18 protein-coding genes are annotated in these 14,106 nt (G+C 60.5%); 12 read left to right on the forward strand and 6 right to left on the reverse strand.

The features are described from left to right. Positions 1-165: 165 nt before the first annotated feature. Entirely contained in the window at positions 166-330 is a 165-nt protein-coding gene (locus FD715_RS22460) for a hypothetical protein (protein WP_189799422.1), read from the reverse strand. 82 nt (positions 331-412) lie between these two features. On the opposite strand from FD715_RS22460, the gene FD715_RS06250 reads away from it, so the two are divergent. Genes FD715_RS06250 through FD715_RS06270 form a run of 5 tightly spaced genes read left to right on the forward strand, consistent with a single transcriptional unit; the run spans position 413 to position 3,785 of the window. Beyond that, entirely contained in the window at positions 413-1,231 is an 819-nt protein-coding gene (locus FD715_RS06250; RefSeq protein WP_147106858.1) for an ABC transporter ATP-binding protein, read from the forward strand. After that, positions 1,224-1,772 (forward strand): hypothetical protein, encoded by a 549-nt coding sequence (locus FD715_RS06255; RefSeq protein WP_147106861.1) that lies wholly within the window; start codon positions 1,224-1,226, stop codon positions 1,770-1,772. The genes FD715_RS06250 and FD715_RS06255 overlap by 8 nt, the downstream gene beginning before the upstream one ends. A 4-nt stretch (positions 1,773-1,776) precedes the next feature. Then, positions 1,777-2,340, forward strand: a complete 564-nt coding sequence (locus tag FD715_RS06260) for a hypothetical protein (RefSeq protein WP_147106864.1) — start codon at positions 1,777-1,779, stop codon at positions 2,338-2,340. Position 2,341: 1 nt separating this feature from the next. Then, entirely contained in the window at positions 2,342-3,373 is a 1,032-nt protein-coding gene (locus tag FD715_RS06265) for a branched-chain amino acid ABC transporter permease (RefSeq protein ID WP_147106866.1), read from the forward strand. Further along, positions 3,360-3,785 carry a hypothetical protein gene (locus FD715_RS06270; RefSeq protein WP_147106869.1) on the forward strand — a complete coding sequence of 142 codons (426 nt, stop codon included), beginning with the start codon at positions 3,360-3,362 and terminating at the stop codon, positions 3,783-3,785. Before FD715_RS06265 ends, FD715_RS06270 begins: the two co-directional genes overlap by 14 nt. Before the next feature lie 13 nt (positions 3,786-3,798). Here FD715_RS06270 and FD715_RS06275 read toward each other — a convergent pair whose 3' ends face one another. Then, positions 3,799-4,128 (reverse strand): SHOCT domain-containing protein, encoded by a 330-nt coding sequence (locus tag FD715_RS06275; protein ID WP_147106872.1) that lies wholly within the window; start codon positions 4,126-4,128, stop codon positions 3,799-3,801. Positions 4,129-4,253: 125 nt separating this feature from the next. On the opposite strand from FD715_RS06275, the gene FD715_RS06280 reads away from it, so the two are divergent. The 7 genes from FD715_RS06280 (at position 4,254) to FD715_RS06310 (ending at position 11,322) form a co-directional block, all read left to right on the forward strand. Beyond that, positions 4,254-5,330 (forward strand): branched-chain amino acid ABC transporter permease, encoded by a 1,077-nt coding sequence (locus tag FD715_RS06280; protein ID WP_147106875.1) that lies wholly within the window; start codon positions 4,254-4,256, stop codon positions 5,328-5,330. Positions 5,331-5,422: 92 nt separating this feature from the next. After that, on the forward strand, positions 5,423-6,697 hold the full coding sequence (locus FD715_RS06285; protein ID WP_147106878.1) for an ABC transporter substrate-binding protein: 1,275 nt from the start codon (positions 5,423-5,425) through the stop codon (positions 6,695-6,697). 73 nt (positions 6,698-6,770) lie between these two features. After that, positions 6,771-7,595, forward strand: a complete 825-nt coding sequence (locus tag FD715_RS06290) for an ABC transporter ATP-binding protein (protein WP_039685541.1) — start codon at positions 6,771-6,773, stop codon at positions 7,593-7,595. Positions 7,596-7,606: 11 nt separating this feature from the next. Next, a complete protein-coding gene (locus FD715_RS06295; protein ID WP_147106880.1) occupies positions 7,607-7,987 on the forward strand; it encodes a cupin domain-containing protein in 381 nt (126 codons plus the stop codon). 1 nt (position 7,988) lies between these two features. Then, entirely contained in the window at positions 7,989-8,276 is a 288-nt protein-coding gene (locus FD715_RS06300) for a hypothetical protein (RefSeq protein WP_147106883.1), read from the forward strand. A gap of 5 nt (positions 8,277-8,281) precedes the next feature. Next, on the forward strand, positions 8,282-9,487 hold the full coding sequence (locus FD715_RS06305; protein WP_147108121.1) for a phenylacetate--CoA ligase family protein: 1,206 nt from the start codon (positions 8,282-8,284) through the stop codon (positions 9,485-9,487). Between the two features lie 230 nt (positions 9,488-9,717). Then, complete coding sequence (locus FD715_RS06310; protein ID WP_147108124.1) at positions 9,718-11,322, forward strand: iron ABC transporter permease; 1,605 nt, start codon at positions 9,718-9,720, stop codon at positions 11,320-11,322. A 45-nt stretch (positions 11,323-11,367) separates the two neighbouring features. Here the strand turns inward: FD715_RS06310 and FD715_RS06315 are convergent, their stop codons facing one another. The 4 genes from FD715_RS06315 to yghU form a co-directional block, all read right to left on the reverse strand. After that, the gene (locus tag FD715_RS06315) at positions 11,368-12,141 is read right to left on the reverse strand and encodes a YHYH protein (protein WP_189799423.1); all 774 of its coding nucleotides are present in this window, start codon (positions 12,139-12,141) and stop codon (positions 11,368-11,370) included. Between the two features lie 166 nt (positions 12,142-12,307). Further along, positions 12,308-12,460, reverse strand: a complete 153-nt coding sequence (locus tag FD715_RS22465; protein ID WP_189799424.1) for a hypothetical protein — start codon at positions 12,458-12,460, stop codon at positions 12,308-12,310. 25 nt (positions 12,461-12,485) lie between these two features. Then, complete coding sequence (locus FD715_RS06320; RefSeq protein ID WP_147106889.1) at positions 12,486-12,965, reverse strand: aggregation factor core; 480 nt, start codon at positions 12,963-12,965, stop codon at positions 12,486-12,488. Between the two features lie 220 nt (positions 12,966-13,185). Beyond that, entirely contained in the window at positions 13,186-14,061 is an 876-nt protein-coding gene (yghU, locus tag FD715_RS06325) for a glutathione-dependent disulfide-bond oxidoreductase (protein ID WP_147106892.1), read from the reverse strand. Positions 14,062-14,106 lie beyond the last annotated feature (45 nt).

Raw genomic sequence — 14,106 nt, forward strand, 5'->3', positions numbered from 1 at the left:
GCGCCATCGCCCCGCCCGCCATCCCGTATGGCGCGTCATGTTTGGCGAGGGGGACTTATAGCGGACCGGCCCTCCGGGGGGGATTTTTTTGAAACAGGGAATGAGGGCCGTTGTGGAAAGCCTCCTGTGGAGGGTTTCAGGTCCGAATGGGCGGAGCCCGTGACCCTAGTCCTTGAACACGTGCCGGACCGCGCAGCTCAGGCGGTTGTCGCCGGTGAAATAGCCGATGTTGCGCCGCATGATCTTGCGGGTCTCCGCAGCGTTCAGCCCCTTTCGGCGGCAGTCAAATGCGAGTTTCAGCAGGTAGCGGCGTTCAAGTGCGTCAAACATGGGAAGCCCTCCGAGGCGATGTCTGAGCTTGCGCATAAAATGGTTAACATCCCGCTGACCGCGCGGGCGATGGAGGCAGTTCATGCTTGATCAGGCCGAAGGATACGTCACCGCCGATGGCCGCAAGATCGGTGGCGTGGTGATGGAGATGAAGAACATTACCCTGCGCTTTGGCGGGGTCGAGGCGATCAAGGACATTTCGTTCGACATTCGAGAGGGGGAGATTCGGGCGATCATCGGGCCGAACGGCGCTGGCAAGTCATCCATGCTGAATGTCATTTCGGGCTTCTACATCCCGCAGGAGGGGCAGGTGTACTACAAAGGTGCGCCGCGCCCGCCGATGAAACCCTTTGAGGTGGCGCGGCAGGGGATTGCGCGGACGTTCCAGAATATTGCGCTGTTCGAGGGGATGACTGTTCTGGACAACGTCATGACGGGCCGGTTGACCCATATGAAGACCGGTCTGTGGGGGCAAGCGATCTGGAAAGGAAAGGCCGAGGCTGAAGAGACTGCGAACCGTGAAGTGGCTGAGAAGATTATAGATTTCTTAGAGATTCAGGCCATTCGCAAGACGCCTGTTGCGCGGCTGCCTTACGGGCTGAAAAAGCGGGTGGAGCTGGCGCGGGCGTTGGCGGCTGAGCCTTCGTTGTTGCTGCTGGACGAGCCGATGGCGGGGATGAATGTCGAGGAGAAGGAGGACATGAGCCGCTTTATCCTCGACGTGAATGACGAGTTTGGAACCACGATTGCGCTGATTGAACACGATATGGGCGTGGTCATGGACCTGTCCGACCGCGTGGTCGTGATGGATTATGGCAAGAAGATCGGGGATGGATCGCCTGATGAGGTGCGCAACAATCAGGATGTAATCGACGCCTATCTCGGGGTGTCGCATGATTAAGCACTTGGTGTCATTGGCGCTTGTTGCGATGTCCTGGGCGGGGCTGGCGCAGGCGCAGGATCAGGCGCTGTTTGAGGCGGGGCTTGGCGAATGCGCGCGGTACATCGCGACGCAGCCGACCACTGTCTGGACCTCGCAGGTGGTGCCGCTTGACGTCGATGAGGATGAGGGCGGGATCAAGATGACCGTCGTTTATCCGCAGGGCTCGGGCGGCGGGTTCGACTTTGCTGTCAGCTTTGATCATTCGCGCGGCAACTCGACCACGCCGGGCACATGGGCGTGCAGTGGGTCTGGGCCGAAGTCTCCGCAATGGCCGCAATTCAACACGACCGGTTGGATTGGGGCGGATGCACGCTTGCGTTTTAACGGCCTGGTCGAGTTGAAGTTTCCGCCGCCGCAGCGGGCCTATGCCAATTGCACCGCGGATGCGCCCGACATTTACCTGCTGTTCAATGCAGGTGATGGGGATCGCGTCGTGTTTGCGGCTACGACGGGGCCAGCCGCTGCTGCGTTCTGCAGCTCCTTGGGATGGAAGGGGTAACGATATGTTTCGCCACATGCCCCTTGGTGCCGCGATTGTTCTGGCGATGTCACCAGCATCGGCAGAACGAAGTGTGGAGCAACGCCTTATAGAAGACTTTGCAGATATGTGCATTGCACAGGTCACGAGCGGTAACGTTGTTTCGAGTCTGAGCTACCAAGAAATGACAGAACCACAAATACGCGCGCTGGCGACTTCGTTCAGCTTCGGTGCCGTTCCCGAAGCGGTATGGTTTGAGCCGTCCGGGAAATGGTTCCGCGTTCAGCAAGACGTGAATGTTCCCGAGCTGTGCGAATTCTTCGCCGTGGGGGCAAATCCGAAGGCCATCGTGTCGGCATGGAACGCGGAATTCGGCGAAGCATACCGAAGCCGATCTGCCGCCAGAACTCGGACGACTGCGAGCGGAATTCGTGCGGGTGGGTTTAATAGCAAGCCCCATGAAGACGGTTTTGTGCAGGTTAGCTTTAATACGTTTCGTTTCGAAGAAACGGATTTTTTAATCCTGGTCGCACTTAAGATCGGGAAGACGCCCGCATCGTGCGATTTGTGGCCGGAGGAGTGTGACTAGAATGTCGGATCAACTGATCTATGCCAGTGAGGTGTTCCTGAACGGTCTGATGGCCGGGGTGCTCTATGCCCTTGTGGCGCTGGGTTTTGTCCTGATCTTCAAGGCCTCGGGCATCTTCAACTTCGCCCAAGGTGTGATGGCGCTTTTTGCCGCCATGACCCTGGTGGGCATCCAGAACGGGCAGGTGCCCTTTGCCCATCTGATCAACGCAGTCTTTGGCACAGACATCCACTATTTCGGATGGGAGGTGCATTCGATCCTCGCCATCTTGCTGACCGTTGCAGTGATGATCCTGCTCGCCTGGATGGTGCAGCGCTTCATCTTCAAGCATCTCGTGGGGCAGGAACCGATCATCCTGTTCATGGCGACCATTGGTCTGGCCTATCTGCTGGAGGGGGTGGCGGACCTGATGTGGGGCTCCGAGATCAAGAAGCTGGATGTGTGTCTGGCCGAGGGGACCTGCCTGCCGCAAGGCATCAACCTTGCCATTGACGAGGCGACGTTCAACCTGTTCGGCTACGGGTTCTTTATCGACAATCTGGATATCACGGCGACGATCATCGCGATCCTGCTGGTGACGGCGCTGGTGATCTTTTCGCAATACACCAAGCAAGGGCGCGCCATGCGGGCCGTGGCGGATGACCACCAGGCGGCTTTGAGCGTCGGGGTTTCGCTGAACTACATCTGGATTCTGGTGTGGTCGGTCGCGGGTTTCGTGGCCCTTGTCGCGGGTATCATGTGGGGGGCGAAGTCGGGCGTGCAGTTTTCGCTGTCGCTGATCGCGCTCAAGGCGCTACCAGTGCTCATGCTGGGTGGGTTTACCTCCATCCCCGGTGCTATCGTGGGTGGCCTGATCATTGGTGTGGGCGAGAAGCTGTTTGAGTTCTTCATGTCCTCCAGTGATCTCGCGGGCGCGCTCTTTGGCTTTACGATGAACGCGACCGAGAACTGGTTTGCCTATGTGCTGGCGCTGATCTTCCTTGTCTTCCGTCCGCAGGGCCTGTTCGGGGAGAAGATCATTGAACGGGTCTAAGGCCAATCAATTGCCCCCTGCCGCTCTTGCGGCAGTGGTCGCGTCGGGCGCGGCGTGGGCGGAATGTACGCCGATCGAAGATCCGGAGCCGCACATGGATCTTGAGCGGTTCAAGACACTTGTGAGTGAAGGTGAATTCGGTACGGCGTTGCTGCCTTTCGAAATCCCGCAATCTGCCAAGACGCAGCTTGCGGGAAGCCTTGAAGCCGTCGCACCAGATGGGTTCGAAGACTGCACGACAATCAAACGCGTCCGCCAAAGCGACCACTTCATTTCCGAACTCTTCATGACCGAAGTCGACGGGGCCGTGCTGTATTGGGCCATTTCCGGCCAAATCCGTGGCGACCGCTTTCGGATGATCAACTTCAACTATTCCGACAAGTTCGACGAGTTCAGGGAGTTGATCTATTGATGCCCGTTGATCATCACCCTTCGTCCAATTGTCGGAACAGCGCAACCGTCAGTGCGGCCAGCACAGTAATTGACAGCGTCATGGCCAGCATGATGTCGCCTGTCAGCACAAGCGTCGTACCGGCGCAAAGTGTCAGTACGAAGATGCACAATAGCAGCGTCTGGCCGAGCCGCGATTGTACGCGCCCCGGCGGTTGGCGCGCCGGTGTTTGTTCCAGCACATCGTCTGCGTCCGGTATCGCCTCGAACAGCTTTGCCTTCTCGGCAGCCAGATCGACGGCACTTAACTCACCCCGCGCATGCGCGGCATCGAGACGACGGATGTCGTCTAGAATCACGGTCATAGATCCCACTCCATTTACCCACGATCAGTGTGCACACGGGATTGGGGCGAAATGTGGCAAAACAGGAAAACCACGCATGGTGGTTAAGCGCCCGTTCACCAAAATACGGCAGGAGGAGCAAGCTGATGTTCTATCGTGAGGCGGGCGATTTTTCGACCACATATCCGCAGGATAGCCAGACTTTCCCGATCAAGTTCGACCGGTATCGCTACTATGTCGTGCTGGCCGTGGCCGTGTTGGTCATGCCGTTTGTGATGACGGATTATCTGGTCAATTCGATCTTTCTGCCGTTTTTGATCTACGCCATCGCGGCGATCGGGTTGAACATCCTGACCGGCTATTGCGGGCAGGTGAGCCTTGGCACCGGCGGGTTCATGGCTGTAGGGGCCTATGCCTGTTACAAGCTGATGACGGCCTTTCCCGATGTGAACATCTTTTTCCATGTGATCCTTGCCGGAGGGATCACGGCGATGGTCGGCACGCTGTTTGGCCTTCCGTCCCTGCGGATCAAGGGGTTCTATCTGGCCGTGGCGACGCTGGCGGCGCAGTTCTTTCTTGTTTGGCTCTTCAACAAGGTGTCGTGGTTCTACAACTACTCCGCCTCGGGCCAGATCAATGCGCCTGAACGCACCGTGTTCGGCATTGAGGTGACGGGCCCGAATACCGAGGCATGGGCGACATATCTGTTCTGTTTGGTCTTTACCGTGGGTGCTGCGATCCTGGCCCGCAACCTGACCCGTGGGTCCGTGGGCCGCGAGTGGATGGCGATCCGCGACATGGATATCGCGGCTGAGATCATTGGGGTGAACCCGCTGCGCGCCAAACTGACCGCTTTTGCCGTATCGTCCTTCTTTGTCGGCGTGTCGGGGGCGCTGTTCTTTGCGGTCTACCTGGGCGCGGTCGAGGTGGGTGAGGTGTTTGGCATCACCAAGTCATTTCTTGTCCTGTTCATGATCATTATCGGGGGGCTGGGGTCGATCTTCGGCTCCTTCGCCGGGGCCGCGTTCCTTGTCGTTCTGCCTGTGGTGCTGAAGATCGTTGGCGTGGACCTGTTGGGTTGGCCCACCGACATCGTGGCGCATTTCCAGCTTGTGATCGTGGGCGGGCTGATCATCATGTTCCTGATCCTTGAACCGCACGGACTGGCGCAGCTGTGGCGCGTGGCCAAGGAGAAACTGAGATTGTGGCCGTTCCCGCATTGACGGGGGCGGTTGCCAAGAATGGTGGGGTGAAACCCCACCCTACGGATGGGCCGGATGGCTCGCATCGGATAACCATTAGGGAGGAATTACCGATGAAATACAAACTAGGCACCTATGCCGTCGCAGCCATGATGGCGGCCAGCCCAGTGATGGCGGACCTCGTGTTCCCAAGCTTGAGCTACCGGACCGGGCCATATGCGGCGGGGGGCATCCCCTTTGCTGACGGTTATGCAGACTACTTCACCCTGCTGAACGAGCGCGACGGCGGCATCGGTGGCGTGGAAACCCGCGTGCTGGAATGCGAGACCGGCTACAACACCGAGAAGGGTGTGGAATGCTACGAGGCGACCAAGGGCGAAGGGTCGCTGGTCTATCAACCGCTGTCGACCGGCATCACCTACCAACTGATCCCCAAGACAACCGCGGACGGCATCCCGATGCACACCATGGGCTATGGCCGGACCTCTGCTGCGAACGGCCAAGTGTTCAGCCACACGTTCAACTACCCTGCAAACTACTGGAACGGGGCGTCGGGCGCTATCAACTACCTGATGAGCCAGGGCGACATCGCGGGCAAGAAGATCGCGCTTGTCTACCACAACTCCGCCTATGGCAAGGAGCCGATCCGCACGCTCGAAGAGCTTTCGGAAAAGCACGGCTTTGAGCTGATGCTCGTGGCCGTGGATCACCCCGGTCAGGAGCAGAAGTCGCAGTGGCTGCAAATCCGCCGTGAGCGTCCCGACAATGTCATCATGTATGGCTGGGGTGTGATGAACCAGGTGGCGATCCAGGAAGCGGCCAACATCCGCTACCCGATGGAAAACTTCATCGGCATCTGGTGGTCCGGGTCTGAGAATGACGTGCTGCCTGCGGGTGACGCGGCCAACGGATACAAGGCGCTGACCTTCCACGGCGTGGGCAGTGACTTCCCAATCTTCGACGACATCCAAAAATATGTTGTCGATGCGGGCAAGGCTGCGGGTGCTGGCGACCAGATCGGCACGGTGCTCTATAACCGTGGTCTCTATGCCGCGATGCTGGCGGCCGAAGCGGCCAAGACCGCGCAAGAGATCCATGGCACGGCCGAGATCACGCCAGCCATGATGCGTGACGGCATGGAAGCGCTGGAGATCACCGAGGCCAAGATGACTGAACTCGGTCTGCCGGGCTTTGGTCCGTCGTTCAACGTGTCTTGCGAAAACCACGGTGGTCCCGGCCTGATTGGCATGACCCAGTGGGATGCATCGGCGGGCACATGGTCGCTGATTTCTGACTTCTCGGAGACGGACATGGAGGTCATCCAGCCGCTGATCGACGAGGACAGCGCGTCCTACGCCAGCGAGAACAACATCGAAGCGGGCTGTTAAGCCCTCACATCCCGGCGGCAGCACCCGTTGCCGCCGGGGCATTTGCATATTTTTGGAACAATGAAGGTGGCCCATGCTGGATGCCGAGGTTCAGACCGAGACCGTTCTTGAGGTCAACAATATCGAAGTGATCTACAACCACGTGATCCTCGTGTTGAAGGGCGTGAGCCTGAAGGTGCCCAAGCGTGGTATCACGGCGCTGCTGGGTGGCAATGGCGCGGGTAAGACCACGACGCTCAAGGCGATTTCGGGGTTGTTGGCGAGCGAACGCGGTGAAGTGACCAAGGGGTCGATCACCTATCACGGGACCAATACGGCTGAGATGGATCCGGCTGACCTGGTGAAACGCGGCGTTGTGCAGGTGATGGAGGGGCGGCACTGCTTTGAGCACCTGACCGTCGAGGAAAACCTGATGACCGGGGCCTATACGCGCAGCGACGGTAAGGGTGCGATCGCCGCCGATCTTGAGATGGTCTATGACTACTTCCCCCGGTTGAAAGAACGGCGGAAGTCTCAGGCGGGCTACACGTCAGGCGGCGAACAGCAGATGACCGCCATTGGCCGGGCGTTGATGTCAAAGCCCGAGACCATCCTGCTGGACGAGCCGTCGATGGGGCTCGCGCCGCAGCTTGTGGAACAGATATTTGGTATCGTGAAGTCGGTGAACGAGAACGAGGGCGTGACCTTTTTGCTGGCCGAGCAGAACACGAACGTCGCCCTGCGCTTTGCCCACTATGGCTACATTCTTGAAAGCGGGCGCGTCGTGATGGACGGCCCGGCCGCAGAGTTGCGCGAGAACCCGGATGTGAAGGAATTCTACCTCGGCATGTCAGACGAGGGGCGCAAGTCCTTCCGCGATGTGCGGTCCTATCGCCGCCGCAAGCGGTGGCTGAGCTAAGGGAGTTTGGCATGAAGCGATTTGTTCTGACCGCAGCCGCCCTGTTGATGGCGGGTACCGCCTGGGCGCAGGAGATCGCGCGTGAAGAAATCCGGCGCGCCGCCGTGCCGGGATCGGATACGATGGAGGTGGTTGTGTACCGTTTGACAGTGCCGGTCGGGGCGACAATTCCGCTGCACACGCATCCGGGTGACGAACACACAGTGGTTGTGACGGACGCGAAGGCCGAGGCGCCAAACGGCAATATCGTCGAGTTCGCTGTGGGCACGCCGCTCTACTTCCCCGAGGGGCAGGTGCATGGCGGTCTGACCAATGTGGGTGACGCGCCGATGGTGGCGATCACCACCTTTGTCGTGCGCAAGGGCGAACCGCTCACTGTTCTGGCCAACTGACATGGACAAGGTCGCCTGCCGCACTCCCGCCGAAGGGCGCGATGGGGTCACGAACATCCCGGCGTGGAAGTTCGATACGGTGCGCGGTGCGATCCTTGATACGCTGGCGGACGGGCCGATCAAGGCGATGACGCTGAAGGATGCGGTAGGCGAACGGCTTGACCCGGAGACGTTGGAAAAGCTGGGCAAGCTCGGCTGGCACGTGGTGACGGTGAAACTGGAATTGGAAGTGCGGGGCGAGATCGAGCGCCTCGATGTCAAAGGTCCGCAGCAGATCAGGGCGGTATGAAAAAGATGTTGGACAAAGTGTATTACGACGATCTGGAAACCCGCTCGTCCGACGCGCGCCATGCGGCGCAGCTTGAGGCGGTGAATGCCAATCTCGCGCGCACAGCCGCTGCCGAAGGCAGCTGCCTGCCCGAGATCGGCAAGCTGAAATACCTCGATGACCTGGCCCATCTGCCGGTTCTGCGCAAATCGGAACTGGCGAAGTGGCAGGCCGACAAGCCGCCTTTCGGTGGCATTCCGGTGTCAAACATCGCTCATGTCTTCCAGTCCCCCGGGCCGATCTATGAGCCAGGTGGGGTTGGCCACGATTGGTGGCGCATGGGCCGTTTCCTGCATGCAGCAGGTTTCGGGCCCGGCGACATTGTTCAGAATTGCTTTGGCTACCACCTAACGCCTGCGGGCATGATTTTTGAAAATGGCGCGCGGGCGGTTGGCGCGACTGTCTTGCCCGCAGGAACCGGCCAAACCGAATTGCAGGTGCAGGCCGCGCGCGATGTCGGCACGACGGCCTATGCAGGCACGCCCGACTATCTGAAAATCATCCTCGACAAAGCCGAGGAGATGGGCGTGTCCCTCAAGATCACCAAAGCGGCGGTCGGGGGCGGTGCCCTCTTCCCCTCGCTCCGACAGGAGTACAAGGACCGCGGCATAACCTGCATGCAGTCCTATGCCACGGCGGACCTTGGCAATATCGCCTACGAATCCGCAGCACTTGAAGGGATGATCGTGGACGAGGGCGTGATTGTAGAAATCGTCACCCCCGGCACCGGCGATCCGGTCGCGCCGGGCGAAGTTGGCGAGGTTGTTGTCACATCTCTCAACCCCGACTACCCCCTGATCCGTTTTGCTACGGGCGACATGAGTGCTGTCCTGCCGGGCCACAGCCCCTGCGGGCGCACCAACATGCGGATCAAGGGCTGGATGGGCCGCGCCGACCAGACGACCAAGATCAAGGGCATGTTCGTACGCCCTGAACAGGTCGCGGCCCTTGTCGCGAAGCATGATGAGATCACCCGCGCGCGCGTCATCGCCACCCGAGAAGGCGAACAGGACGCCATGACCGTCCAGATCGAAAGCCCCAACGACACGCCCGACAACTACGCCCAGTCGATCACAGACACGCTCAAGCTCAAAGGCACGATCGAGATCCACACACCCGGCTCCCTGCCCAAAGACGGGCTCGTAATCGAAGACCAGCGCAGCTACGACTGATCCTTCATTTCGCCGTATAAACCGCGGGGGGAGGCGCAGCCGGGGGGCTGGCCCCCCTTCATCGCCAGCCATCCTACGCAAACGTCATAAGGCGCAGGTGTCCTCCGCCCACGCAAACACTGGAAACCCGAGCGAAAACATAAGATAACGCCCAAGGTCCAGAAACAGGAACACACGTGGCGCTTACTTCCTTCTTCCAGCCCGACGCTCCGCGCAGCGCTGTGCCGCGCATGCTGCCGATCCTCGGCTGGACGGTAGCGCTCATTTGCCTTCTGCCGATGGTGGCGGTCGGCATTGCTGCGCTGACAGGTGGGACGGACACGGTCCAGCACCTGATCAGCACCGTGCTGGGGCGCTACACCGGCAACACGCTCCTGCTGGTGGCGCTCGTGTCCATCGGCACCTTCGCCATCGGTACCGGTGCCGCCTGGCTGGTCACCATGACACGCTTTCCTGGCGTGCGCCTGTTCGAGATCGCGCTGGTTCTGCCGCTCGCTTTCCCGGCTTACGTGCTGGCCTATGCCTACACCCACATCCTTGACCATCCCGGCATCGTACAAACGACCTTGCGCGGCGTTATGGGCTGGGGACCACGCGACTACTGGTTCCCGGAAATCCGCTCGCTCGGCGGCGCCGCAGCCATGCTGGTGCTCGTGCTCTATCCTTACGTCTACCTGCTCAGCCGGGCCGCGTTCATCCAGCAAAGCGGCTCGACCTTCATGGCAGCGCGGGCGCTGGGGTCGCGCCCGCTCTCTGCCTTCTTCCGGGTCAGCCTGCCGCTGGCACGTCCCGCCATCGCCGCAGGCGTGCTGCTCGCGGTGATGGAGACAATCGCCGATTTCGGCACCGTTGCTTACTTCGGGGTGCAGACCTTTGCGACCGGTATCTACACCAGCTGGTTCTCCATGGGCGACCGGGCCGGGGCCGCGCAACTGGCGCTCTGCCTGCTCAGCTTCGCGCTTCTGCTCGCCGTGCTGGAGCGAACACAAAGGGGCCAGGCCAGATACCACGACCCCAGCCGCGGCCAACGCCATCACCCGCCGCTGATGCTGACTGGCTGGTCCGCCGCTGGCGCAGTCACACTTTGCAGCGTGCCGGTGTTCTTTGGCGCGTTTTTCCCGATCATTGCGCTGTTCAATATGGGCATCGGGTCGGAACAGGACCTGCTCAGCAGCCGCTACCTCGGCTTTATCCGCAACTCTCTTGTGCTGGCGACGACCGCGGCCGGGCTGACGCTGGCGGCGGCCATCACCGTGGGGTACTACCTGCGCAGCCGCCCCGGACGGTCCTCGACCATCGCGGCCTATATCGCGCGGCTGGGCTACGCCGTGCCGGGGGGTGTGATCGCCGTGGGTCTGCTCGTGCCTTTCGCTGCCTTCGACAACGCGCTTGATGCGTGGATGCGCGCCACCTTCGATATCTCGACCGGGCTGCTGATCACCGGGTCTATCTGGCTGCTGGTCTTCGCCTACATGGTCCGCTTCCTCGCTGCGGCTTTGGGTGCCTACGAGGGTGGTCAAGCACTGGTGCACGCCAATATGGACGCCGCCAGCCGGTCGCTGGGCAAAGGGCCCTTTGCCACCCTGCGCCGGGTCCACTTGCCGATCTTGACGCCCAGCTTGCTGACGGCCCTGCTGATCGTCTTTGTGGATGTGATGAAAGAGCTGCCTGCAACGCTGATCATGCGTCCCTTCAACTACGACACGCTCGCGGTACAAGCCTATCGCCTTGCCTCGGATGAACGGCTGAACGGGGCTGCGGTCCCAAGCCTTGTGATCGTCGCCGTTGGCCTCTTGCCCGTCATCCTGATCTGCCGGCAGGTGGGGCGCCGCTAGGAACACAGGCTGCCATCAACCCATGCCAAGGCAAGCGCGCGCCGCTCAATCACTGGGCCGCGCGCCGTCGTCCCGGGGCGGCCGACCGCCCCGCCCACCGACAAAGCTGTCCGACACCGCGCCTTTGAAGCAGCGCGGGAAGAACGGATAGGTATCGGTTGCGAAATACACATACTGGCCGTCAACCATCGTCCCGTTGCATTCATCCAGGTCGCCTGAACCCGCAACATACTCGTAATCCTGAACATAGGTGCCGTCATGTGCGCCCCCCGGACCCGAGGGACGGTCTCCGCTTTTCAACTGCCAGGACGATTGCATGTTAGTGCCCATGTAGTGAATTTCGAACCCGTCTGCGGCATAGCCAAAGAGCGTGCCATCAAGCGCGCCCGTCACGGCAGAGGGGATGCCGTGATAGTGGTACATCCCGGATGCATCCACGTGGGCGTTCTGGGCGTCCATGATCAACCCGCCAATGCCTTCGACATTCCAGCCAGAGGACGGATCGCGTGAATAGCTGCGCTCGGACGACGGGTCGTAGTATTCCGCTGTGCCCGGGCGCAAGGGAATCCCGGTCAGCGTGATACCCGAGATTTGCACCCGGTAGGCGATGGTACCAGTTAGCTCCGGCGTCGCATCCATGCAAAAGTTGTGGTCCTGCGGCTCTACCGTGGCGCCGGGCCGCCATGTGCCGGTCTCATGGTCCGGAACGCCGTCGGATTTGATACAGCGCCGATCGCCTTCTACCGTGATGGTGACATGTGCGTGAACTGCACCGCCGGTCAAAGCCGTAAGAACGAGCGTGATGCCGAGTGTCTTCATGGTTGCCTCCGTGTGTGTTGATAGTTGTTCAACGGGGGCACGCGGTCTTTCTGTCGCGTCGTATCTTGGGAAAGGGGAATGGGCCGCCGCGGTGAGCGGCCGTTTGCCAACATGGGTAGGATAACCGTTCTGCATCCGGATGAATGATTATGGTCAAGCTTTCACATCATCCGTAGCGGCGCGCCATTCCTTGGACGCGTGCCTGTGTGTCCACGGCATTGGCATGGGCAGTGTCCATTTCAAACAGTGTCAGCACAGCCGAGCCTAGTAACATCGGGCACCGGCTTTCGATAAGGCCGCGCGGTTTCGTCCGTTCCATCGTCGGTCCTGGCGGGAACGTCTGGCTATGACACGCAGTTTGCCAGTCGGACCTTCGCAACCCCTGACGTATCAAAGGCAGCAGATTGGTCATCTGCCCACAGCATCGCACCAGCCATCTCCGATCCGTCCACCGTGATCTGACGGGTGCTCGTCGTATCATCAATGTCGACAGTAAAGGCCCAGCTTGCCCCCGGTCTCACATCGTCCAGCGACAGGGATAACAGCGTGTCGCCATCCGTGACGTCAGACGTGCTGGCCGTCCCCGACACCCATTCAAGCGGCTGAAACACCTGGACCCCAGCCCCCGCAGGCGTGGTGTCAAAGATCAGCCCTGCGGGTGCCGCACCCAGGTCGATCTGCACGTCGAGCCGGTCCAGCGCACAGGCGCCATCGTAGTTCAGCGTAAAGCGGTCCTTGGGCGCGCCGTCGCGGAAACTGACTGTCAGATCGGCTAGGGCGAAAGACGGTGTAAGGACTGCAAGGGCAAGAATGATGGGGCGCATGGGGTAGGTCTCCGATCAGGTCCGTATGCGGAGACGTAGCCTGCCAAACGCCCCAGACAACCGACCGCGCCCCGTCGGGCACGAGGGTGCGCCGGAACCGGTTAACACGCTCTACCGCACCGTGCGATGCGATAGCGCATTGATTTCGGGCCTGTTTCAGACGCTGATGAAGATCACGTTTAGCGTCCGAACCCCTTGTCCCCGCGGGGACACATCGCCATCAGGCGTCTTTGGGCGCAATCTTGTCCTGGGTCTGTGTGTCGAAATCCGACGCATCATGGCGGTTGTGCAGCTGCAACTCCGGCTCGCCAAATGCCCGGTTCACCATCCGTCCCCGCAGCGTCGCAGGCCGTTCGTCGATCTTCTTGGCCCAGGCCATGACATTGGTGTAGCTCTCCACATCCAGGAACTCCGCCGCGCTGTAGAGACGGCCCAGGCAAAGCTGCCCATACCACGGCCAGATCGCCATGTCCGCGATGGAATAGTCGTCACCCGCGATGAACGGCTTCTCCGCCAGTTCGCGGTCCAGCACGTCAAGCTGCCGCTTGCTCTCCATCGCATAGCGGTTGATCGGGTACTCGAATTTTTCGGGCGCATAGGCATAGAAGTGGCCGAACCCGCCGCCCAGAAACGGCGCCGATCCCATTTGCCACATTAGCCAGTTGAGCGTTTCCGTTCGCGTGGGGCCGGAGGCTGGGAGAAACTTGCTGAATTTCTCTGCCAGGTGGATCAGGATCGAACCGCTTTCGAAAACGCGCAGCTCTTCCTCACCCGACCGGTCGATGAGCGCCGGGATCTTTGAATTTGGGTTTGCCCCTACAAAGCCCGAGCCGAACTGGTCGCCTTCCCCGATGTCGATCAGCCAGGCATCGTATTCCGCGTCGGAGATACCCGCCTCCAACAGTTCTTCGAACAGCATCGTCACTTTCACACCGTTGGGCGTGGCCAGCGAGTAAAGCTGGAACGGATGCTTCCCAACGGGCAGGTCCTTATCGTGAGTGGGCCCCGCGATGGGGCGGTTGATCGAGGCGAACTTGCCCCCGGACTCTGCATCCCAGGTCCATTTTGCGGGGGGCGTGTAGGTGGGATCGCTCATGTCGGTGGCCTTTCGGTTCAAGTGTGACGGCAAGGTATTCCCCGC

The organism is Tateyamaria sp. syn59 (genome assembly GCF_007995245.1).
GTDB lineage: Bacteria > Pseudomonadota > Alphaproteobacteria > Rhodobacterales > Rhodobacteraceae > Tateyamaria.

Excerpts from the sequence above, each read along its gene's own strand:
- FD715_RS22460 (WP_189799422.1), bottom strand. The coding sequence starts at position 330 with ATGTTTGACGCACTTGAACGCCGCTACCTGCTGAAACTCGCATTTGAC.
- FD715_RS06250 (WP_147106858.1), top strand. The coding sequence starts at position 413 with ATGCTTGATCAGGCCGAAGGATACGTCACCGCCGATGGCCGCAAGATC.
- FD715_RS06255 (WP_147106861.1), top strand. The coding sequence starts at position 1,224 with ATGATTAAGCACTTGGTGTCATTGGCGCTTGTTGCGATGTCCTGGGCG.
- FD715_RS06260 (WP_147106864.1), top strand. The coding sequence starts at position 1,777 with ATGTTTCGCCACATGCCCCTTGGTGCCGCGATTGTTCTGGCGATGTCA.
- FD715_RS06265 (WP_147106866.1), top strand. The coding sequence starts at position 2,342 with ATGTCGGATCAACTGATCTATGCCAGTGAGGTGTTCCTGAACGGTCTG.
- FD715_RS06275 (WP_147106872.1), bottom strand. The coding sequence starts at position 4,128 with ATGACCGTGATTCTAGACGACATCCGTCGTCTCGATGCCGCGCATGCG.
- FD715_RS06280 (WP_147106875.1), top strand. The coding sequence starts at position 4,254 with ATGTTCTATCGTGAGGCGGGCGATTTTTCGACCACATATCCGCAGGAT.
- FD715_RS06285 (WP_147106878.1), top strand. The coding sequence starts at position 5,423 with ATGAAATACAAACTAGGCACCTATGCCGTCGCAGCCATGATGGCGGCC.
- FD715_RS06290 (WP_039685541.1), top strand. The coding sequence starts at position 6,771 with ATGCTGGATGCCGAGGTTCAGACCGAGACCGTTCTTGAGGTCAACAAT.
- FD715_RS06295 (WP_147106880.1), top strand. The coding sequence starts at position 7,607 with ATGAAGCGATTTGTTCTGACCGCAGCCGCCCTGTTGATGGCGGGTACC.
- FD715_RS06300 (WP_147106883.1), top strand. The coding sequence starts at position 7,989 with ATGGACAAGGTCGCCTGCCGCACTCCCGCCGAAGGGCGCGATGGGGTC.
- FD715_RS06305 (WP_147108121.1), top strand. The coding sequence starts at position 8,282 with ATGTTGGACAAAGTGTATTACGACGATCTGGAAACCCGCTCGTCCGAC.
- FD715_RS06310 (WP_147108124.1), top strand. The coding sequence starts at position 9,718 with ATGCTGCCGATCCTCGGCTGGACGGTAGCGCTCATTTGCCTTCTGCCG.
- FD715_RS06315 (WP_189799423.1), bottom strand. The coding sequence starts at position 12,141 with ATGAAGACACTCGGCATCACGCTCGTTCTTACGGCTTTGACCGGCGGT.
- FD715_RS22465 (WP_189799424.1), bottom strand. The coding sequence starts at position 12,460 with ATGGAACGGACGAAACCGCGCGGCCTTATCGAAAGCCGGTGCCCGATG.
- FD715_RS06320 (WP_147106889.1), bottom strand. The coding sequence starts at position 12,965 with ATGCGCCCCATCATTCTTGCCCTTGCAGTCCTTACACCGTCTTTCGCC.
- yghU (WP_147106892.1), bottom strand. The coding sequence starts at position 14,061 with ATGAGCGATCCCACCTACACGCCCCCCGCAAAATGGACCTGGGATGCA.